20 protein-coding genes are annotated in these 19,151 nt (G+C 71.0%); 2 read left to right on the top strand and 18 right to left on the bottom strand.

The annotated features are described in order from the left end of the window. Positions 1-89 precede the first annotated feature (89 nt). Genes AB0I03_RS16055 through AB0I03_RS16030 form a run of 6 tightly spaced genes read right to left on the bottom strand, consistent with a single transcriptional unit; the run spans position 90 to position 2,556 of the window. Positions 90-653 (bottom strand): hypothetical protein, encoded by a 564-nt coding sequence (locus AB0I03_RS16055; protein ID WP_360412837.1) that lies wholly within the window; start codon positions 651-653, stop codon positions 90-92. Further along, the gene (locus AB0I03_RS16050) at positions 650-1,171 is read right to left on the bottom strand and encodes a DUF6286 domain-containing protein (RefSeq protein ID WP_360412834.1); all 522 of its coding nucleotides are present in this window, start codon (positions 1,169-1,171) and stop codon (positions 650-652) included. Before AB0I03_RS16050 ends, AB0I03_RS16055 begins: the two co-directional genes overlap by 4 nt. Next, the gene (locus tag AB0I03_RS16045) at positions 1,168-1,536 is read right to left on the bottom strand and encodes a hypothetical protein (protein WP_360412831.1); all 369 of its coding nucleotides are present in this window, start codon (positions 1,534-1,536) and stop codon (positions 1,168-1,170) included. Before AB0I03_RS16045 ends, AB0I03_RS16050 begins: the two co-directional genes overlap by 4 nt. Further along, a complete protein-coding gene (locus AB0I03_RS16040; protein WP_360413096.1) occupies positions 1,529-1,705 on the bottom strand; it encodes a DUF2273 domain-containing protein in 177 nt (58 codons plus the stop codon). Before AB0I03_RS16040 ends, AB0I03_RS16045 begins: the two co-directional genes overlap by 8 nt. A 57-nt stretch (positions 1,706-1,762) precedes the next feature. After that, on the bottom strand, positions 1,763-2,062 hold the full coding sequence (locus AB0I03_RS16035) for a hypothetical protein (protein WP_360412828.1): 300 nt from the start codon (positions 2,060-2,062) through the stop codon (positions 1,763-1,765). Between the two features lie 53 nt (positions 2,063-2,115). Continuing rightward, on the bottom strand, positions 2,116-2,556 hold the full coding sequence (locus AB0I03_RS16030; protein ID WP_360412825.1) for an Asp23/Gls24 family envelope stress response protein: 441 nt from the start codon (positions 2,554-2,556) through the stop codon (positions 2,116-2,118). A gap of 172 nt (positions 2,557-2,728) precedes the next feature. Here AB0I03_RS16030 and AB0I03_RS16025 point away from each other — a divergent pair, with 172 nt between their 5' ends. Beyond that, positions 2,729-4,186, top strand: coding sequence for a glycoside hydrolase (locus tag AB0I03_RS16025; RefSeq protein WP_360412822.1), 1,458 nt, complete (start codon positions 2,729-2,731; stop codon positions 4,184-4,186). Positions 4,187-4,245: 59 nt separating this feature from the next. Here the strand turns inward: AB0I03_RS16025 and AB0I03_RS16020 are convergent, their stop codons facing one another. Both AB0I03_RS16020 and AB0I03_RS16015 read right to left on the bottom strand, forming a co-directional pair. Then, complete coding sequence (locus AB0I03_RS16020; protein ID WP_360412819.1) at positions 4,246-4,650, bottom strand: hypothetical protein; 405 nt, start codon at positions 4,648-4,650, stop codon at positions 4,246-4,248. Positions 4,651-4,775: 125 nt separating this feature from the next. Next, the gene (locus tag AB0I03_RS16015; RefSeq protein WP_360412816.1) at positions 4,776-5,870 is read right to left on the bottom strand and encodes a cellulose binding domain-containing protein; all 1,095 of its coding nucleotides are present in this window, start codon (positions 5,868-5,870) and stop codon (positions 4,776-4,778) included. A gap of 145 nt (positions 5,871-6,015) precedes the next feature. Here AB0I03_RS16015 and AB0I03_RS16010 point away from each other — a divergent pair, with 145 nt between their 5' ends. Next, on the top strand, positions 6,016-6,924 hold the full coding sequence (locus AB0I03_RS16010) for an RNA polymerase sigma-70 factor (protein WP_360412813.1): 909 nt from the start codon (positions 6,016-6,018) through the stop codon (positions 6,922-6,924). Between the two features lie 64 nt (positions 6,925-6,988). Here the strand turns inward: AB0I03_RS16010 and AB0I03_RS16005 are convergent, their stop codons facing one another. From AB0I03_RS16005 to AB0I03_RS15960, 10 genes are all read right to left on the bottom strand, one after another. Then, positions 6,989-7,723, bottom strand: coding sequence for an NAD(P)H-binding protein (locus AB0I03_RS16005; protein ID WP_360412810.1), 735 nt, complete (start codon positions 7,721-7,723; stop codon positions 6,989-6,991). 92 nt (positions 7,724-7,815) lie between these two features. After that, positions 7,816-8,490 carry a GntR family transcriptional regulator gene (locus tag AB0I03_RS16000; protein ID WP_360412807.1) on the bottom strand — a complete coding sequence of 225 codons (675 nt, stop codon included), beginning with the start codon at positions 8,488-8,490 and terminating at the stop codon, positions 7,816-7,818. Beyond that, positions 8,487-10,910, bottom strand: coding sequence for a beta-L-arabinofuranosidase domain-containing protein (locus AB0I03_RS15995; protein WP_360412804.1), 2,424 nt, complete (start codon positions 10,908-10,910; stop codon positions 8,487-8,489). Before AB0I03_RS15995 ends, AB0I03_RS16000 begins: the two co-directional genes overlap by 4 nt. Then, positions 10,907-12,337 (bottom strand): aminopeptidase P family protein, encoded by a 1,431-nt coding sequence (locus tag AB0I03_RS15990; RefSeq protein ID WP_360412801.1) that lies wholly within the window; start codon positions 12,335-12,337, stop codon positions 10,907-10,909. Before AB0I03_RS15990 ends, AB0I03_RS15995 begins: the two co-directional genes overlap by 4 nt. After that, on the bottom strand, positions 12,334-13,614 hold the full coding sequence (locus AB0I03_RS15985) for an alpha/beta fold hydrolase (protein ID WP_360413093.1): 1,281 nt from the start codon (positions 13,612-13,614) through the stop codon (positions 12,334-12,336). The genes AB0I03_RS15990 and AB0I03_RS15985 overlap by 4 nt, the downstream gene beginning before the upstream one ends. Positions 13,615-13,622: 8 nt before the next feature. Then, positions 13,623-14,522 (bottom strand): ATP-binding cassette domain-containing protein, encoded by a 900-nt coding sequence (locus AB0I03_RS15980; protein WP_360412798.1) that lies wholly within the window; start codon positions 14,520-14,522, stop codon positions 13,623-13,625. Beyond that, positions 14,519-15,355 (bottom strand): ABC transporter ATP-binding protein, encoded by an 837-nt coding sequence (locus AB0I03_RS15975; RefSeq protein WP_360412795.1) that lies wholly within the window; start codon positions 15,353-15,355, stop codon positions 14,519-14,521. The genes AB0I03_RS15980 and AB0I03_RS15975 overlap by 4 nt, the downstream gene beginning before the upstream one ends. Beyond that, positions 15,352-16,350 (bottom strand): ABC transporter permease, encoded by a 999-nt coding sequence (locus tag AB0I03_RS15970; protein ID WP_360412792.1) that lies wholly within the window; start codon positions 16,348-16,350, stop codon positions 15,352-15,354. The genes AB0I03_RS15975 and AB0I03_RS15970 overlap by 4 nt, the downstream gene beginning before the upstream one ends. Continuing rightward, positions 16,347-17,327 (bottom strand): ABC transporter permease, encoded by a 981-nt coding sequence (locus tag AB0I03_RS15965; RefSeq protein WP_360412789.1) that lies wholly within the window; start codon positions 17,325-17,327, stop codon positions 16,347-16,349. The genes AB0I03_RS15970 and AB0I03_RS15965 overlap by 4 nt, the downstream gene beginning before the upstream one ends. Before the next feature lie 6 nt (positions 17,328-17,333). Further along, entirely contained in the window at positions 17,334-19,028 is a 1,695-nt protein-coding gene (locus AB0I03_RS15960; protein ID WP_360412786.1) for an ABC transporter substrate-binding protein, read from the bottom strand. Positions 19,029-19,151: the final 123 nt, after the last annotated feature.

Below are 19,151 nucleotides of genomic sequence, written 5' to 3'. Positions count from 1 at the left end.
GTCGCCGTTCGGCCGCCTCGCGGTCGACGGGCATGTTCGGTCGGTCGGCGCGGCAGCGCAGCCGCCGTTCCCGCGGCCGCACTGAACGGTCAGCGGACGCGGGGCGTGTGGCGGGCGCGTTCGCGTTTCGGTCCGTCCACGATGACGCGGACGGTGACCTCGCCGTCGGGGAAGGCGGCGGCGACCGATTCGGTGAGGCCCGCGGCGGCCTTGATGAGCGATTCGCCGTCGGCGCGGGGGTCGACGTGGGCGTGGAGCCGCACGAGCTGGCCGCCGCGGAGCTCGAAGCGGCGGCTGGTGACGCGGTCGACGGGCGCCTGCCGTTCGAGGTCGGCGCGCAGGCGGGGCGCGACGGAGCGCACGTCGAGGTCGATCCGGTCGGACCCGGTGGCCGCCAAGGCGACCCGGCCCTCGACGGGGTACGGGATCCGCGTGAGGAGCCACCAGAGCGCGAGCCCGGCGAGCAGCAGCGCGGCGCCGAGAGCGGCCCACGGGAACCAGCCGGTGTCCATGACGGCGTCGATCGGGCCGGTGTCCAGGCGGCCCCACAGGCCGGTGAAGTCGAAGCGCCAGTCGATGACGGCGGCCCCCGCTGCGAGCAGGCAGAGGCCGATGACGGCGGCGGCGGGGCGGTCGGCTGCGGGTCTGCTCATCGGCTCGCCTCCTTGGCCTGCACGGCGACTTCGAGTTCGGCGAGGCCGCGCAGCCGCTCCCCCACCGCTTCGAGGATGTCGGCGACGGCGGCTTCATGGCCGCGGGCGAGCAGGGCCTTCACTTTGAGGCGGCGCCCGCGCAGTTCGCTGGAGGCGTGCAGGACGCCGGGCGCGCGCCCGGCGGCGTCCGACGCGAGGGCTTCGATGACGCGGGGCGAGACCCAGAGGTCGCCGGGGCCGTCGGCACGCAGGTGGCTGCGGCGAGCGGGGAAGCACGCGGCGATGAGGAACCACAGGCCGAGCAGGACGGCCGCGATCCCGCCGGCCAGGACCCACCCGGATGGTTGTGCATCGTCAAGGGCCGCACGGGCACTGCGCAGCCATGAGTCGGCGCCGATCCAGCCGAGTTCGGCCGCGGCGTGCTGGCCGAGGAGCACGGCGAGGGCGGCGAGCAGGAGCGCGGCGAGGACCGCGGGCCAGGCGACGGCGGGCAGGTGGCGGGGGTCGCGGAGCTTCATAGGACCCTCCGCTCGGTCTGCCGGGGCGCGTCGACGAGATGGACCACGACGTCGAGGGCGACCACGTCGTAGCCGGTGATCCGACTGGTCTCCGCCCGCACGCGCCGGGTGAGGTCGCGGGAGAGATCGCCGATCGGGCCGGGCCAGGCGATGCCCACGTCCAGGTGCGCCCAGATCCGGCCGTGCTTGACGGTGGCGCGGGCGCGCGGACGGCGCGAGGCTGCGGCACCCTCGCAGGCGCGCGCGGCGCCTTCGAGGACGTGGGCCACGGCGGTGTCGGCGAGGTGCAGGTCGCCGCGTTCCCCGGGCGGGCGGTCGGCGCCGGAGCCGGGGAGCTCTGCGAGGGTGAAGGCGTCGTCAGTCACGGCGGCCACGGAAGCGCTCGAAGAGGTCGACCTCGCCGCTGAGCCTCCCGGCGACCGCGAAGCCGATCGCGCCGAGGACCACGGCGAGCAGGAAGCCGGTGAAGCCGCCGGTGATGACGGCCAGCGCCAGCAGCAGCCCGGCCACCAGGCCGGCGAAGGAAGCCTTCATGGTCATCTCTCTCTTCTGCGGGTCGGGCGTTGTCGGTTCGGGGAGTCGGCGATGCGGTCAGTCCGCTTGCCACGGTTCGTCCACGTCTTCGACGGTGACGATGACGGGCCGTCCGCCCGCGAGCGGGGCGACCGCCGCGCGGATCGCGGCGGCGGTCCGCGGGATGTCGGCGTCCCATTCGACGGCGACGTGGACCTCGCAGGCGGCGTCGCCGAGGCGCAGGCCCGGGATGCGGCGGCCGGGCAGCAGCAGGGCGATCTCGCCCTGCACGCCGCCGTGGAGGTCGCTCACGCCTGGTGCGTCGCGGACGGCGGCGGCGATGGCGTCCGCGTCGGCGGCGAAGTCGTCGTTCGGCATCTGGTCGGCCCTGCCCCTCGGCTGCGTGCTCCGGCCCGGCGCTGTCGCGCGGGCTATTCGACCCGTGGTTCGCCCTCGGGTTCGCCCTCCGACTCGTCGGGCAGGTGCACGTCGTGGACGACGAGGTTCACTTCGGTGACTTCGAGGCCGGTCATGCGCTCGACGGAGGCGATGACGTTGCGGCGCACGCCCGCGGCGAGGTCGGCGATGGCGACGCCGTACTCGGCGACGACGTCGAGGTCGACGGCGGCCTGGCGTTCGCCGACTTCGACGGAGACGCCCTGACCGTAGTTGGTGCGGGAGCCGGGGATGCGTTCGCGCAGCGCCCCGACGGCGCGGCTGCCGGCGCCGCCGAGCTGGTGGACGCCCTCGACCTCGCGGGTGGCGATCCCGGCGATCTTGGCGACCACCTGGTCGGCTATCACGGTCTTGCCCTGGTCGCTGGCGAGCGGGCCGTCGTCCTTGAGCGCGGCCTCGGCGCGTTTCTCCGTCATCACTGACCTCCCTTGTCGCGATCCGTCCTACACCGTCGCACAAGTACTCGGTGATTGTCACGGAAAGTGATGAACCGGGGTGGCGGGCTTATTCTCATCCTTTATCGAAGGAGTTGACTTTCTCAATCCCCGGTGCGATCATCAGTGCATCGCGACCCTCTGGAGGCCCCTCATGCGACGACGCACCCTCATCTCCGCCGCCGGCGCCGGCTCGCTCGGCGCCCTCGCCGCGCCCGGCGCGGCGCAGGCCGACTACACGACCACGGTCAACCCGGGCACCAGTTGGGGCACCTGGGAGGGCTGGGGCACCTCGCTGGCCTGGTGGGGCAAGGCCTTCGGCAACCGCAACGACCTCGCCGACATCATGTTCACCCGGGGCAGCGTCGCCTTCGGCGGCGCGACCCTGCCAGGCCTGGGCATGAACATCGTGCGCTACAACGCGGGCGCCTGCTCGTGGAACTCCATCGACGGCCAGAGCATGGTCGTCTCGCCGAACATGATGCGCTCGCGCCAGATCGAGGGCTACTGGAAGGACTGGAACTCCAGCGACCCGGCCTCCTCGAGCTGGGACTGGTTCGTCGACAGCGCCCAGCGCAACCTCATGTGGAAGGCCCGCGACCGCGGCGCGAACATCTTCGAGCTGTTCTCCAACTCGCCGATGTGGTGGATGTGCGTGAACCACAACCCCTCCGGCGGCGCAGACGGCAACGCCGACAACCTCCAGTCGTGGAACCGGCAGCAGCACGCCGTCTACATGGCCACCGTCGCGAAGTACGCGCACGACAACTGGGGCGTGGACTTCGACTACGTGGACCCGTTCAACGAGCCCATCGCGAACTGGTGGACGGCCACCGGCACCCAGGAGGGCTGCCACTTCAACGTCCCGACCCAGTCGATCGTCATCGACCACCTGCGGACGGAGCTGAACAACCGCGGGCTCTCCTGGATGCCGATCACCGCCTCGGACGAATCCCTCTACGACCAGGCCGTGAGCACCTGGAACGGGCTCACCAGCTCCGCCAAGAGCAAGATCGCGAAGGTCAACGTCCACGGCTACCAGTACGAGAACGGCCGCCGCGACTCCGTCTACAGCGCCGTCAGCGCGGCCGGGAAGCGGCTCTGGAACTCCGAGTACGGCGAGAACGACGCCTCCGGGATGCGCCTGGCGCGCAACCTCAACCTCGACTTCCGCTGGCTGCACCCGACCGCCTGGTGCTACTGGCAGGTCCTCGACGGCGGCGGCTGGGGCCTCATCGAGGCGAACAACGAGACCGGCACGCTCGGCTCCGCGAACGCCAAGTACTTCGTGTACGCCCAGTACGCCCGCCACATCCGGCCCGGGATGCGGATCATCGACGGCGGCGAGGCGAACACGGTCGCGGCCTACGACGCGGGAGCGCGGCGCCTCGTGCTCGTCACCACGAACTACGGCAACGCGCAGACGATCACCTACGACCTCTCGCGGTTCGCCACGGTGCCCAACGGGACGGTCACGCGCTGGTCGACCCAGACCGGCGGCTCCGAGCGGTACGCGCGGCACACGGACACGCAGGTCGCGTCCAAGCGGTTCGCGCGGTCGTTCCCAGCGAACACGGTGCAGACCTTCGAGATCGAGGGCGTGGTGATCTAGGGCCGGTCCTGGGCACGCCGAAACGGGACGGCCGGTGCGGCCGTCCCGTTCCTGCGGTCCTAGCGGTACGCCGCCTCCGCGGGCTTCGGGGCCACGGTCATGGCCCAGATGCTGAAGATCGCGAGCGCGATGATCAGCAGGGACCAGAACGGGTAGAACGGCAGGTACAGGAAGTTGTTGATGAGCACCAGGCACGCCAGCGTGATGCCGAGGACCCGCGCCCACGTGGCTCCGCCGAAGAGCGCGAAGCCCACGACCGCGGTGATCACGCCGAGGATGAGGTGGATCCAGCCCCACGCGGTCGTGTCGATGTCGACCACGTAGTCCTGAACCTCGGCGTAGAACTGGTCGGTGGCGATGCCGAAGATCCCTTCGATCGCCTGCCAGACCCCGATCATGATCATGCTGACCGCGGCGAAGACCATCCCGCTGACGGCCCAGGCAGTCTTGGATTCCCCGTCCATCTCGGACCCCCTCGTGAAGGAAATGCCCTCACGGTAAGCCCGAAACGGACCATGTCCAGGCGGAACGCGAAAGATTGGCCGGCCCGGAGCCGCCGGGCGCCTTGAGCGGCGCCCGGCGGCCCTGCCTACGACAAGATCGGGTCGAGGGCCTCGAACCAGTTGGCGGCGAGTTTGACGTAGCCGTCCTCGTCGGGGTGGACGCCGTCGTACGTGTCGACGGCGGGGTCGAAGCCGGTCCACTGGTCGACCACGACGATCGGGGACTCGGCGGTGGTGTGCTCGGCGGCCCAGGCCGGGATCGTGGCGTTGAAGTCGATCGCGCGCTGCGGGCAGTCGGTGCAGCCGAAGGACGCGTCCGGGTGGAGCGGGATGATCTGGGCGACCAGGATGACCGCGTCCGGGTTGAGTTCGCGCAGGTCCGCGACGATCTGGGTGTACGCGGCGAGGATCTGGGAGGGCGGGAGGTTCGACCAGACGTCGTTGGTGGCGAAGTGCATCATCAGCACGTCGGGGGTGTGCTGCTCGAGCCAGCCGCGGACGCTGCCGTTCGCGACGGACTGGGTGACCTGGAAGCCGCCGTGCCCTTCGTGGTCGGGGTCGGAGCCCGCCGGGTTGCAGGCCTGCGAGAGCGAGCCGACGAAGTCGACCTCGTGGCCGGCCTTGTCGAGGAGGTCCCAGAGGTTGCCGCGCCAGCAGCCGGGGCTGCCGGTGATGGAGTCGCCGAGGGGCATGATCCTCACGGCCTCCCCGGGCGGGTCCTCGGTGGGCGTCTCGGTCGGGTCGGTGGGGGTCTCGGTGGGGTCGACCTGGCCGTCGCACAGGTCGCCGTTGATCGTGATCGAGTGCGGGGCGGCGGTGCTGCCGGAGCCGATGAAGCCGAAGACCTCGCGGCTCTGGCCCGAGCCGATGGCGGCGTTCCAGCCGACGTCGCCGCCGGTGAACGCGGTGCCGGACTGGTCCCAGTCGACGTTCCACGCGCTGGAGACCCGGGTGCCCGCCGGGAAGTCCCAGGTGAGTTCCCAGCCGTCGATCGGCTCGGCGGCGGTGATCGAGACGTTCGCCTGGAAGCCGCTGCCCCAGCTGCTGACGACCTTGTACTCCACCTCGCAGCCGTCCTCGGCCTGGGCCTGGTTCGCGGTGGCGATCGTCAGCGCGCCCGCGCCGAGGACCGCGACCGCCGCGGTGGTGAGGGCCAGCCGCCTGCTTCGTGTACTTCGCATATCGCAACGTCCTTTCGGGAGCGCTCCCGAAGATCGTAGCGGCCTTTAATTTATGTAGTCAAGTATATGAATGTGCCGCTCTTGCGGAGCCCCCGTTCAACATCGCGGAGTACGCTCCGGAGCGGGCGAACGGAAGGAGCGGGGCGTGGCGACCGGTGCGGAACGCGTCTCGGGAGGCGCACTGGACGGTCTGGACGAAGCCGCCGCAGTGTTCACCGAGGTCCGCCCGCGCCTGTTCGGCATCGCCTACCGCATGCTCGGCAGCGCCGCCGAAGCCGAGGACCTGGTGCAGGAGGTCTGGCTGCGCTGGCAGGCGTACGACCGCAGCCGGGTCGAGCACCCCGCGGCGTTCCTCGCGACCACGACCACGCGGCTCGCCGTCAACGCGCTCAAGTCCGCGCGGGCGCGCCGCGAGACCTACATCGGGCCGTGGCTGCCCGAACCCGTCGACACCGGGGCCGACCCGTACCTGGGCGCCGAGCGCGGCGAGGCCCTTGCACTCGCGGCGCTGCTGCTCATGGAGCGCCTCTCCCCCAACGAGCGCGCCGCGTACGTGCTGCGCGTGGCCTTCGACTACCCGTACGCGCAGATCGCCGAGATCCTGCAGTCCAGTGAGGCCGCCGTGCGGCAGCTGGTGAGCCGGGCGCGCAAGCGCATGGCCGAGGGACAGCGCAAGCGGGTGCGGCCCGAGGCGCAGCGTGCGCTCCTGGCCGCCTTCCTCGCCGCGGCCGAGTCGGGCGACATGGCCGGGATCGAGCGGCTGTTCACCGCGGACGTCACGAGCCTGTCCGACGGCAACGGCGCGCACCAGGTCGCGCGGCGGCCGCTGGTGGGCGCGACGCGGGTCGCGCGGTTCCTCGCGACCATCGCCGACTGGTTCTGGGAGGCCCTCGAGATCGAGCTGGTCGAGGTGAACGGTCAGGCCGCCGCGGTGCTGCGCCGCGACGGGCGGCTGTACTGCGTGATCACCGTCAACGCAACGGACGAGGGCATCGACCAGATCCTGTGGATGGTGAACCCCGAGAAGCTGACGGCGCTGCCGCAGCGGGACTGAAGCGGGCCCGCGCTCTGCGCGGGCCCGGACCGGTCAGCGGCCTTCCGGATGCACCGGGCGGGCTCTAGCGCGCGAGCCACTCCCGGTAGGAGGTCTTCGCGATCAGGGCCTCCCCCTTGGGGACCAGGGCGTCGCCCTTGATCGCGGCGAACATCCCGGCAGTGTCGTCGGTGACCACGGCGCGCGAGTCCCCTCGGGCCGCGAGGGTGATCCGGCCGAGCTCGTCGAGCGTGAACACCTCCGGACCGGCCACGTCGCGAGTGCCCTGGAGGGGCGCGCCCGCGGCCGCTTCCGCCACGGCCGCGGCGATGTCCGCCGCCGCGATCGGCTGGACGGGCGTCGCGGGCAGGCGCACGGTGTCCTCGTCAGAAGTCCAGGACATCACCGCGTCCATGAACTCGAAGAACTGCGTGGACCGGACGATCGTGTAAGGCACCGGCCCGGCCTTGAGCAGGTCCTCCTGGAGGGTCTTGGCGCGGTAGTAGTCGAGCTCCGGAACCAGGTCCACGCCCACGATCGAAAGGATCACCGCGTGGCCGACACCGGCGGCGTCGGCGGCCTGCAGCATGTTGTCCATGCTCTTCTGGAAGAACTCGAACGACGCCTCGTCGAAGGTCGGCGAGTTCGTCAGGTTGACCACGACGTCCGCGCCCTCCATCGCCTCCGGCATGCCCTGGCCGCTCAGCACGTCGAGCCCGGTGGACGGCGAGTGCGGCACCGCCTCGTGCCCGCGGCCGTTCAACATGTCCACGACCTGCGACCCGATGCGCCCGGTGCCCCCGATGACAGCGATCTTCATGATGTCCTCCTGTTCGGCGGGGCGGTCCGCCGCCCCGATACGAGCTAGGACAACACAGCGCCCCGGTTTGTGACAGGAATTCGCCGGGGTTCTCAGAGGCGCGGGCGCGGCTCCTCGGTCCTGCCCGCCCACCAGCCGATCGCGTGGCGGATGTGCCGGCGCATGAGGGCTTCGGCGGCGTCCGCGTCGCCGGCGGCGAGGTGGTCGAGGAGGCGGTGGTGCTCGTCGGCCGAGGTGCGGAGGCGGCTCGACTCGACCATCGAGACGAGCCCGACCAGGCGGGTGCGCTCGCGCAGGTCCGCGATGGTCTCCACGAGCACGCCGTTGCCGAGCAGGGCGGTGAGTTCGAGGTGGAAGCGCTGGTCGGCGAGGAGGTACGCGGGGAGGTCGCCGGCGCGGGCGCCGGCGACGATCGCGTCGGCCTGGGCCCGGAAGTCCGCCAGGCGCTCGGCCGGGAAGGCCCCCGCGACGCGGCCCATCGCGGGCGGTTCGAGGAGCAGGCGGATCTCGACGAGGTCCCGGAGCAGTTCGTCGCTCACCGCGGTGACCCGGAAGCCCTTGTTGCGCACCGTCTCCACGAAGCCGCGCTTCTCGAGGTCGAGCATCGCCTCCCGCACCGGGGTCGCCGAGACCGCGAACCGCTCGGCCACCGTCGGGACGGTGAGCAGCGTGCCGGGCGCGAGCTCGCCGGAGATGATCGCGAGCGAGAGCATCCGGCCGACGCGCACGCGCAGGCTCTCGCCGGGCTCCAACCGCCGCCCGCTCACCGCGGGCCGTCCGTCCCGGGGATCACCAGTCGCCGCCGCGGCTCCTCGTTGCCCGCGCGGTCGGTCGCGGCGTACTCGATGACCTGGGGTTCCGGTCCGATCGCGCGCACGAACGCCTCCTGGAAGGTGCCCCAGAACGTGCCCGGGCCCTCCCACTGAATGCGCTCGACGCCGGAGACCCCGTCCTCGGCGTGGAGGGTGATCTCCCAGCTCGAGCCGAGCTCCTTCACGGTGGCCCGCGACCGCGGCGGGGCCGTGTCGACGCTGATCTCGCGGCCGGTGGTCGCCGCGCGCCCGCGGGCGTCGGTCGCGCGGGCCTGGATCTGCTGCACGCCTTCGGTTTCGATCGGTACGGGCCCGGTGTACGGCCGCCAGTCGCCGCCGTCGAGGCGCCATTCCAGGCGGATGCCGCCCGGGTCGGCGGCGGCGTCGTCGGCACTGGCGGCTTCGAGGGCGTGGAGGCGGAGCGTGGGCGCGGTCGTGTACCAGCCCGAAGGGGCCGGCTCCTCGAGGATCTCGACGGCCACCGCGGGCATACCGGACGCGCCCTCGAAGGCGATCTCGGCGTCGCGGCTGCGGACGTACATGTGGTACTTCGTGTCCAGGCCCGACCAGCACGGCTCGAACGCGACGCCGTCGAGCTGGACGACCCCTGTCGCCGCGAGTTCGGCGAGGAGTTCGGTCCCGGACGCGTCCGTGATGAGCCCCTGGGCGTCACGGCGGTCCGCGAGCGGGAACGGGAGCGGGGTCGTCAGCGCCGAGCGGGCGAGGAGCAGGGTCGGTCCGAGGAAGAGCGCGCACTGGCGCTCGTCGTCGATCGCCGGTTCGGCGCGGAGTCGGGCCGGGGTGGTCAGGTGGAGCTCGTCGCCTGATCGCCAGGCCCGGGTCAGGAACACGTACTCCCCTGGGACCGGGTCGACGCCCGTGGGCTCGCCGTTGAGGCGCAGTTCGAGATCGCCTGCGGCCCAGGAAGGAACGCGCAGGTGGATCGTGCGGTCCGCGCTCGATTCCCCGGTGAGGGTGAGCGTGGTGCCCTCGCCCAGCGGGAAGCCCGAGCGGAGCCTGACGTGGAGCCCGGCCTCCGCCCATTCGAGGTCGGAGTCGATCGGCAGGTTCACGTAGAGGCCGTCGTCGCCCTGGAAGTAGACGGTGTCCTGGTACTTGACGTGGTTCTCCAGGCCGGTGCCGCCGCAGCAGGTGCCGGTGTTGCCGTACTCGCGGAACGCGCCCGGGTGGACGGGGAACATGTACGTCACTTCAGGACTGGTGTCCGATGGTATTGCGCGGCGCGAGCCGAGGACGTGGTTGAGGACCGTGCGCTCGTAGTAGTCCATATAGGCGGGATCGAGGGTGTGCGCGAAGAGCCTGCGCGCGAGTTTCAGCAGGTTGTAGGCGGCGCAGGTCTCGGCGTTGCGGTGGCCCACGTCCCCGGCCACGGTGTCCGGCGGGCCCCACAGCTCGCTCTCACCGGTGCCGCCGTGGGCGAACATGCGTCCGGGCACGACCTGGTGCCAGATGCCTTGCGCCGCTTCAAGATAGCGGGTCTCACCGGTCTGCTCGTATTCCTCGATGTAGCCGATGAGCTGCGGCAGGTGCTGGTTGGCGTGCATGTCGGTGAGGAGGTCCGTGCCCGCGGCGCCTGCTTCGAACACTTGGTCCTGGTCGAAGAAACTGGCGGTCTCCAGGAACTTCGGCTCGCGCGCTGCGACGGCGAGGCGGGCCAGGGTCTCGTTCATCCCGCCGAACTCCCCCGCGATGTAGAGCGACCACATCTTCTGGCGGCGTTGGGGTTCGAGACGCATGAGCCGCTTGTGGACCCAGCGGCCCATCCTGACGGCGATGGTCAGGGCCTGCTTGTTGCCGGTGAGCTCGTGGGCGTCGAGCAGCCCGGCCATGAGCTTGTGGCAGGTGTAGTAGGGCGCCCAGATCTCCCCGTACGGGGCGAAGCCCTCGAGCCGCGAGAACTGCCATTCACCGTAGGCCGCAAGGAAGCCCGGGTGGGAGTAGCGGCCGGTCGCGGCCAGCGCGTCCTGGACTTCGCCCAGGCCCGTCACGAATCCGTCCACTTTGGCTTCGAGCACGGGGTCCCGCTCCCCCGCCGCCGCGTGGGCGAGCATGGAAAGGAAGTGCCCGGCGTAGTGCCCGCGCAGGAGGTTCGCGGTGGGCGCGTGCTCGCGGCCGGGGTAGTCGGCCTCGCTCCAGGCCTGTTCTTCGGGGTGGCCGAAGTCCTCCCAGTTGCCGGGCGGGGTCGCGCCGCGCGTGTCGAGGCCGGCGTTGCGGCGGAAGACCGCGAGCAGGCGGTCGACGGGGTAGACGCGCGCGAGGTGCAGCATGGCGTCGCGGGCGCGGGCGAAAACGCTCGCATCGTCGATGCGGACCGCGCCGAGAGGGAAGGGCCGCAGGCGGGGCGGGGCCGTCATGCGGCCTCCTTGAGGCGGGCCCGGGTCCAGGCTTCGACGCCCGCCGCGTCGATGGGGAGGGCGTCGGAGAGCACTTCGGCGCCGCCGTCGGTGACGAGGAGGTCGTCTTCGAGGCGTACACCGATGCCGCGCAGTTCGGGCGGCACGGTCAGGTCGTTGGCGTGGAAGTACAGGCCGGGTTCGACGGTCATGACCACGCCGGGTTCGAGGTCGGCGCCCATGTACTCCTCGTATTCGGCGTGGCCGCAGTCGTGCGTGTCGAGCCCGAGGTGGTGGCCGATGCCGCAGGCGAGGTAGCGGCGGTGCTGCTGGCCGCTCGGGGAGAGGGCCTCGTCGACGGAGACGGGGAGGAGGCCCCAGTCGTGGAGGCCTTGGGCGATGACTTCCATTGCGGCGAAGTGGAAGTCGAGGTACTGGGTGCCGGGCTTGACCTGGGCCATGCCGGCGCGGTGGGCCCGTTCGACGAGGTCGTGGACGGCGCGCTGCTGGGGGCTGAAGGTGCCGCTCGCGGGGAGGGTGCGGGTGACGTCGGCGGTGTAGAGGCTCTCGGCCTCGACGCCCATGTCGAGCAGGAGTGCGGCGTCGGGCAGGACGGGGCCGTCGCAGCGGACCCAATGGAGGACGGGCGCGTTCGGGCCGGAGCCGACGATGGTGGTGTAGCCGGTGCCGTTGCCGTGGGTGCGGGCGTGGCGGTCGAAGGTGCCCTGGAGCCAGCGCTCGCCGAGGCCTTCGCCGATGGCGCGGGGGATCTCGCGGGCGACGGCGGCGAAGCCTTCGACGGTGGCGTCGACGGCGAGGCGCATCTGGTCGATCTCCCAGGCGTCCTTGACCATGCGGAGGACCGAGAGGTGCCGGTCGAGGAGCGCGGAGGGCTCGAGGCCGTGCTCGACGGTGAGGGACGCCGCCGTGGACTGGATCGTGAGCGCGCCCTTGAGAGTCTGGTCGGCGAGGCGGGCGATCGGCGCGACGTCGATCTGGAGGGCGTCGGCCCATTCGGGCAGGCCGGGTGAGGCTCCCACCCAGAGTTCGCCGTGGTTCGCGTCGCCGAAGAAGCCGGTCTCGCCGGGGCGGAAGGGCGGGGGAAGGTAGAGGCGGGCGTCGTGGCCGCCGGGGCGCGGGGTCATGACGAGGACGGCGTCCTCGGCCTCGCAGCCGGTGAGCCACACGAAATCGCTGTCGGGCCGGAAGCGGTACGTGTTGTCGTCGTTGCGGGTCGGTGCGGAGCCGGAGGCGACGACGATCGTGGCGGCGGGCAGCCGGTCGCTGAGGCGGCGGCGGTGGTCGGCGGCGGCCTGCGCGGCGCCGGCCACGGGGTTCGCGGGGACGGGTTCGCCGCTCCAGCCGGTGGCGATGAAGTCGGTGAACCCCTTGATGTCCTTCATCCGGGGGTAGCGGGTGCCCGCGTAGGGCGGTCTCGCGTCGGTCATCGCCGTTCTCCTCCTCGGTCGCGCACCAGTTCCCGGAGGCGGGCGAAGACCCGCTCGGCGCCGATGCCGTCGTGCTCGTATTCGTTGGTGACCCACGCCTGGGCGCTGCCGAGCCCGCGGAGGGTGTCGAGTTGCAGTCCGGAGTCGACGAACATGTCGTCGTAGTAGACGGCCGCGGCGACCGGGACCTCGTTGGCGGCCAACCGTTCGGGGTCGAGGATCGGGCTCCACTCCTCGCGGGCGGCGAGGGCGTGGACGGCGGGGGCGAAGCCGCGCAGGAGCCTGACCTCCTCGAACATCCACGGGAAGGCCATCTCGCCGGTGAACGGGAGCGGGCGGACCGCTTCGTCGAACTCGGGGCGGCGATCGCGTTCGCGCTGGGCGGCCCAAGCGGTGGGGCCGTTCGGGCCGTCGCCGTAGATGGACTCCTGGAGGGTCCAGAAGAGCGGATTGGCGGCGGAGGAGGTGCGGGCGTGGACGCCGGCGAGGAAGCCCTCCGAGAGGCGGTCGCCCCTGATGAAGGCGTCCTCGACGAGCCAGTGCATGCGCTCGAAGCCGGGCTTCATGCCGAAGTCGATGCCGAGGGACTGGAAGCGGCGCACCGTGAGCACGTCGCCGTCCGGGAGCAGGACCGGTTCGGCCGCAAGGCGGTCGGCGATCGCGGCGACCGCCGCGACGTCCTGCGGGTAGCGGCGGTAGTACTCGGCGGTCTTGGACGCCACGCGGTCGAAGGTGCGGCGGTAGACCTCCTCGGCGCTCATCGGGACGCCGGGAATGCCGCCGCACACGTACGCGGCGGCCAGCGCCTCGGGGGCGTGCGAGAGGTAGGCGAGGGTGAGCCAGCCGCCGTAGCTCTGCGCGAGCGTCGCCCACTTTCGTCCGTTGTAGACGGTGGTGCGGACGTGCTCGAGGTCGCGCACGATCGAGTCGGCGCGGAAGTGTGCGAGGTGGTCGGCGCCCTCTTCAGCGTCCATGCCCGCGAGGATCTGCGCGTCGAGCGGGGTGCTGCGGCCGGTGCCGCGCTGGTCTACGAGGATGATGCGGTAGTGCTTGAGCGCCTCCGTGATCCAGCCGCCGGGCTCGAGCGGGCGCGGGTTCGCGCCGCCCGGTCCGCCTTGGAGGTAGGTGAGGAGCGGGAGGTCGTCGCCGCGCTTGTCGGGGTCGGCGAGTTCGCGCACGAAGACCTCGATCGTGCCCGCTTCGGGGTGCTGCCAGTCGAGCGGGACCGGGACGTACCGCTCGCGCGCCCAGATGCCGGGCAGCGCGTATTCCACCATGGGGTCCTTCACAGTTCGGCTTCCTCTCGTTCGCGGCGGGCCTGCTCGTTCCGCTTCCGGGCAGCGTCCCATTCGGGCCGGATGCGCGGGACGGCGGCGAGGAGCTTGCGCGTGTACGCGTCCTGCGGCGAGCCGAAGACGGCGTCGCGGTCGCCGGCCTCGACGATGCGGCCGCCGTTCATCACCGCGACGCGGGTGGCGATCTGCCGCACCACGGCGAGGTCGTGGGCGATGAACAGGTAGCTGAAGCCCTCTTCGTCCTGGAGGCGGCGCAGCAGGTTGATGACCTGCGCCTGGACCGAGACGTCGAGGGCCGACACGGCTTCGTCGGCGATGATGAGCTTGGGCGCGACGGCGAGTGCGCGGGCGATGCCGATGCGCTGCGCCTGCCCGCCCGAGAACTGGGCGGGGTAGCGGGTCGCGTGGTCGGGGTTGAGCCCGACGCGTTCCAGGAGCGCGGCGGCGAAGGCCCGGGCGCCGCCGGGGATCGGGCGGCGCTGGTAGGCGAGCGGCGCGGTGACGATGCGCTCCACGGTGTGCTTCGGGTTCAGCGACGAGTACGGGTCCTGGAACACCATCTGCACGTCGCTGCGGAACGCGTGCAGGGCCTTCCCGGTGAGCGCGTGGACTTCCCGGCCGTCGAACTCGATCGTGCCGCTCGTGGCGTCGATGAGCCGCGCGATGAGGCGGGCGGTGGTGGACTTGCCGGAGCCCGACTCGCCCACGAGCGCCAGGGTCTCGCCTTTGCGCACCTCAAGCGAGACGTCGTCCACGGCACGGAACCTGCCGGGGCGGCCGAGCAGGCCGCCGCCGGAGACGGTGAACTCCTTGACGAGGTTCCGGACGCGCAGCAGCGGCGCGGTCTCGGGCGGCCCGGCTTGGCGCGGCACGGCTTCGCGAACGGTCATCGGCCCTCCTCGGTGTGCATGGTGCGCAGCAGCCCGATCTCGTCGTCGATGCGGGGCACCGCGTCGAGGAGCATCCGCGTGTACGGCTCCTGCGGGTCGGTGAAGATCCGCTCGGCCGGGCCCTGCTCGACCAGGTCGCCGTCGCGCATGACGACGATGTGGTCGGTGACCTCGCTGACGACGGCGAGGTCGTGGGTGATGAGGATGAGCCCGGCCCCGGTGTCGGCCCGGATCTCGGCCAGGAGGTCGAGGATCTGGGCTTGCACCGTGACGTCGAGGGCCGTGGTCGGTTCGTCGGCGATGATGAGCTCGGGCTCCATGCTGAGGGTCATGGCGATCATGACGCGCTGGCGCATGCCGCCGGAGAACTGGTGCGGGTAGTGGTCGACCCGTTTCGCGGCGTCGCTGATGTGGACGCGTTCCATCGCCGCGATCGCGACGTTCCGGGCCTGGCGGCGGGTCACGCCGGTGCGGTGCGACCGGTACGCCTCCATGATCTGGGTGCCCACGGTGTAGTACGGGTTGAGGGAGGAGAGCGGGTCCTGGAAGATCATCGCGATGCGGTCGCCCCGGTAGGAGCGCATCGCGCGTTCGGGCAGGGCGGTCAGCTCGGTGCCGTCGAACGTGACGGACCCGGTTCGCTTGGCGCCCTTGGGCAGCAGGCCCATGATGGCGAGGCTCGTCATGGACTTGCCCGAGCCGGATTCGCCGACGATGCCGAGGGCGCCGCCGCGCTCCAGGTCGAAGTCGAGGGATTTGACGACCTCGTTCGGGCCGTGCGCAGCAGGGAACCCGACGGTGAGTCCGCGTACGTGCAGCAGTGCGTCCGTCATGCCGAGCTCCCCACCCGCACTCGCGGGTCGATGGCCGTGTACAGGAGGTCGACCACCATGTTGCCGACGACGACCAGGAAGGCCGCGAGCAGCGTGACGCCCATGATGACCGGCTGGTCGTTCTTGGTGATCGAGTCGGCGGCCATCTTGCCGATGCCGTTGATCCCGAACACGGTCTCGGTGATGAGGGCCCCGCCGAGGAGGCCGGCGAAGTCCATGCCGAAGATCGTGACGATCGGCGTGAGCGCCGGCCGCAGCGCGTGCCGCCGCCACACCAGGCCGGGGCTGAGTCCTTTGGCGCGGGCGGTGCGCACGTAGTTCTCCTGCAGCGTCTCGATCACGTTCGCGCGCGTGAGTCTGGTGTAGACGGCGGCCATGCCCACGGCGAGCACGATCCAGGGCATGAGGAAGTTCTGGAACCACCGCACGGGGTCGTCCGTGAAGGCCACCGCCTGCGGGAACGGCAGCCACCCGAGGGTGACCACGAGCAGGAACTGGAGCGAGAGCGCGAGCACGTAGTTCGGGATGGACATGCCGGTGAGGGTCAGCCCGGCGATGAAGCGGTCCGCGAACCTGCCTTCGCGCACGGCGCTGAGCAGGCCTCCGGCGACGCCGGCGAGCAGCCAGAGCACGGCGGCCCCGACGGCGACGGTGGCGGAGACGGGGAGGCGCTGCGCGATCATGTCCGTCACGGCCTGGCTCGATTGGAACGAGTAGCCGAGGCACGGTGCGGCGCAGTCGATCGCGTTCGGGCCCGTCCCGTAGGTGCGGCCCGCGAAGAGGCCGGTGAGGAACGTCCCGAACTGGGTCCAGAACGGCTGGTCGAGGCCGAGGTTCGCGCGGATCTGGTCGATCGCCTCGGGCGTGCAGTTCTTGCCGCAGATCTGCACGGCCGGGTCGGGCGAGAGGACGAAGAAGATCACGAAGGTGAACAGGCACACCAGGAACAGCACGACGAGCATGCCGAGCAGCCGGTCGGCGACGAAGCGGATCATGCGGCCCCCTCCCCCAGGAGTCTGCGGATGCGGTCGCCGAGCACGGTGAACGAGAGCACGAGCAGGAACAGGAAGGCCCCCGGGATGAGGAAGTACGCGGGGTCGACGGCGTACCAGGGCACGGAGCTCGCGATCATCTGGCCCCACGACGGGGTCGGCGGGACGACTCCGACGCCGAGGAACGACAGCCCCGCCTCGGTGCCCACGTAGCCGGGCACGGCGAGGGTGGTCATGACGATGATCGTGGAGGCGAGGTTCGGCAGGATCTCCTTGAAGATGATCTGCGAGCTCGTCGCGCCCGAGGCCTTCGCGGCCTCCACGAACTCCCGCTCCTTGAGCGACATGGTCTGCCCGCGCACGATCCGCGCGAGGTACGGCCAGCCGAAGAACGAGATCACCAGCACCAGCAGGAACTGGCGGTTCTCGGCGGGCAGGGCCGAGAGGACGGCGATCATGAAGATGAGCGCCGGGAACGCCATGAGGAACTCCATGACGCGGGAGACGACCATGTCGACCCGGCCGCCGAAGTACCCGGCGACGAGGCCGAACACGACACCGAGGAACGTCGTCAGCAGCGTCGCCGAGATCGCGATGAGCATCGAGACCCTGGCGCCGTAGACGATGCGCGCGAAGATGTCGCGCCCGTTCCCCGGCTCGACGCCGAACCAGTGGTCGGCGCCCATGCCGCCCGCGGGCCCGAGCGGGATGCCGCCCAGGTTCGGGTCGACGGCGTCCTGGTCGAACTCCAGCGGGCCGTAGCCGCTGATCTTCACCAGCAGCGGGGCCGCGACCGCCATCAGGATGATCAGGACGATGTAGACGCTGCAGGCCACGGCCACGCGGTCGCCGAGGAAGGCGCGGGTGACGCGCCGCCACTCGGTCGCGGGCCGCCCGGCGGGCGGCGGGACCGGTGCGCCCGGCACCGTCCCGCCGCCCGCCGCGCCTTCGACTTCGAGCTCGGTCGGAGTAAAGGACATCGGTGATCAGCCCCGCGACGGATCGCTCAGGCCGATGATCGTCAGGTCGGTCATGCTCGTGTTCGGGATGTACCCGACGATGTTCTCGCCCGGCAGGAACACGCTCGGCTCCTGCAGCAGCGGGACAATCGGGGCCAGCGCCATGACCTCCTCGTCGAACTCGCCCCACTCGACGTTCGCGGCCTCGAGGTCGGTCATCGCGCGGATCTCGTCGATGCGGGCGTTGAGGCCCGGGTCGTTGATCTGGGCGATGTTCGTGTTGCCCTTCTCGGTGATGACGCGCCCGTCGACCAGGGGCGGGACCATGGTGCTGGAGCTGGAGGCCCAGTCGGGGCACCAGCCGGTGATCGCGGCGTCGTGCATCTGCGAGGGCGTGCCGATGGTCTCGTAGAAGGTCGAGGTGTCGATGACGTTGAGCTGCACGTCCACATTGATCTTGGCGAGGGCCTGCTGGATCGATTCGGCCTGCGCCTGCATGATCGGGTTCGAGCGGATGTCGAGCACGAATGAGAAGCCGTCGCCGAGGCCCACCGATTCGAGCAGCTCCTTGGCCTTCTCGGGGTCGCCGCTGTTCCCTTCGCTCGGGTAGAGGTCGAAGTCCTTGTGGCCGTTCACGGCTTCCGGGATGATCGTGGTGGCCGGGAGGGCGAGCTGGTTGCCGCCCGAGGCGGTCTGGAGCGAGGTGCGGTCGACGGCGTAGTTCATCGCCTGGCGCACTTCGAGCTTGTCGAACGGGGCCTGGGTGGTGTCCATGCCCATGTAGGTGACGCAGTAGGCCTCGGCGCTGATCGCGCGCTCCTGGAGTTCGGGAGTCTGGATGCGGGCCAGGGTGGCCGGCTGGATCTTGCCGGAGATGGCGTTCACGTCGGTGCCCTGGCCGGCGAGGAGGCGCTCGTCGATGGTGGCGCCTTCGAGGCCGATCTCGAACTCCCACGCGTCCGGGTACGCCTTGCGCACGTCGTCGGTGTCCGCGTCCCAGTGCTCGTTGCGCACCAGCTTGATGGAGCTGCCGGGGGTGTACGACTCGAGCGTGTAGGGGCCGGAGGCGATCACGTCCTTGATGAACTCGTCGCCCGCGCCGGTGCCGACGGGGAAGGGCACGGCGTTCACCTGGGACACGACGTTGTCGAACTCGGGGAACGGGGCTTTGAGGTGGAAGACGATGGTGCGCTCGTCCGGCGTCTCGATCCCCGGGTGGTCCCCGCCGGACTGGTAGGGACCCAGGTAGTCGGCGGGGGCCTCGACGGTGTTCTTGAGCCAGGGCGAGCCGATGCCGATCTCGGGGTCCCAGGCCCGGGAGATGCCGAATTCGAGCTCGGCGGAGGTGATGGGGTCGCCGTTGTCGAACTTCAGGCCCTCTTTGAGGGTGTAGGTCCAGGTGAGGCCGTCTTCTGAAGGCGTGCCGAGGCTTTCGGCCATGTCGGGGACGACGGCGTTCGGGTCTTCGGCGTCGCCCGCGGCCTGCATGGTGAGGCCGCGGTAGATGAGGCGGTAGAAGGCGTTGACGCCGCCGTCCCAGCCGCGCGCGGGGTCGAGGTAGGAGAAGTCGGCATTCTGGAGCATGTGGACGGTGCCACCGGTCTGGGGCGTGCCGCCGGGGCCGTCGCCTCCGGCGCCGTCCTGGCCGCCTCCGGAGCAGGCGGTGAGCAGCAGCGTCGCGGCTGCGAGCGCCGCCGCCGCGCGGGTCGCTTTTCTGATCATGGGGGGATTTCCTATCGCTAGTTCGCGCGGTCGTACGGATGGGGTGCGCGTCGTGGAACCCGCTGACCGCAGGCCACGGGCCCTCGGATTCGCAGTAACATATCACATATCACATACCATTGG

The organism is Glycomyces sp. NPDC021274, assembly GCF_040641195.1.
In the GTDB taxonomy this organism is placed as follows: domain Bacteria; phylum Actinomycetota; class Actinomycetes; order Mycobacteriales; family Micromonosporaceae; genus Glycomyces.
This window is presented reverse-complemented; position numbering and strand designations above follow the sequence as displayed.

Bases quoted from the DNA above. Each gene is read 5' to 3' on its own strand.
- AB0I03_RS16055 (WP_360412837.1), bottom strand. From the start codon at position 653: ATGAGCAGACCCGCAGCCGACCGCCCCGCCGCCGCCGTCATCGGCCTC.
- AB0I03_RS16050 (WP_360412834.1), bottom strand. From the start codon at position 1,171: ATGAAGCTCCGCGACCCCCGCCACCTGCCCGCCGTCGCCTGGCCCGCG.
- AB0I03_RS16040 (WP_360413096.1), bottom strand. From the start codon at position 1,705: ATGAAGGCTTCCTTCGCCGGCCTGGTGGCCGGGCTGCTGCTGGCGCTG.
- AB0I03_RS16035 (WP_360412828.1), bottom strand. From the start codon at position 2,062: ATGCCGAACGACGACTTCGCCGCCGACGCGGACGCCATCGCCGCCGCC.
- AB0I03_RS16030 (WP_360412825.1), bottom strand. From the start codon at position 2,556: ATGACGGAGAAACGCGCCGAGGCCGCGCTCAAGGACGACGGCCCGCTC.
- AB0I03_RS16025 (WP_360412822.1), top strand. From the start codon at position 2,729: ATGCGACGACGCACCCTCATCTCCGCCGCCGGCGCCGGCTCGCTCGGC.
- AB0I03_RS16020 (WP_360412819.1), bottom strand. From the start codon at position 4,650: ATGGACGGGGAATCCAAGACTGCCTGGGCCGTCAGCGGGATGGTCTTC.
- AB0I03_RS16015 (WP_360412816.1), bottom strand. From the start codon at position 5,870: ATGCGAAGTACACGAAGCAGGCGGCTGGCCCTCACCACCGCGGCGGTC.
- AB0I03_RS16005 (WP_360412810.1), bottom strand. From the start codon at position 7,723: ATGAAGATCGCTGTCATCGGGGGCACCGGGCGCATCGGGTCGCAGGTC.
- AB0I03_RS15995 (WP_360412804.1), bottom strand. From the start codon at position 10,910: ATGACGGCCCCGCCCCGCCTGCGGCCCTTCCCTCTCGGCGCGGTCCGC.
- AB0I03_RS15990 (WP_360412801.1), bottom strand. From the start codon at position 12,337: ATGACCGACGCGAGACCGCCCTACGCGGGCACCCGCTACCCCCGGATG.
- AB0I03_RS15985 (WP_360413093.1), bottom strand. From the start codon at position 13,614: ATGGTGGAATACGCGCTGCCCGGCATCTGGGCGCGCGAGCGGTACGTC.
- AB0I03_RS15980 (WP_360412798.1), bottom strand. From the start codon at position 14,522: ATGACCGTTCGCGAAGCCGTGCCGCGCCAAGCCGGGCCGCCCGAGACC.
- AB0I03_RS15975 (WP_360412795.1), bottom strand. From the start codon at position 15,355: ATGACGGACGCACTGCTGCACGTACGCGGACTCACCGTCGGGTTCCCT.
- AB0I03_RS15970 (WP_360412792.1), bottom strand. From the start codon at position 16,350: ATGATCCGCTTCGTCGCCGACCGGCTGCTCGGCATGCTCGTCGTGCTG.
- AB0I03_RS15965 (WP_360412789.1), bottom strand. From the start codon at position 17,327: ATGTCCTTTACTCCGACCGAGCTCGAAGTCGAAGGCGCGGCGGGCGGC.
- AB0I03_RS15960 (WP_360412786.1), bottom strand. From the start codon at position 19,028: ATGATCAGAAAAGCGACCCGCGCGGCGGCGGCGCTCGCAGCCGCGACG.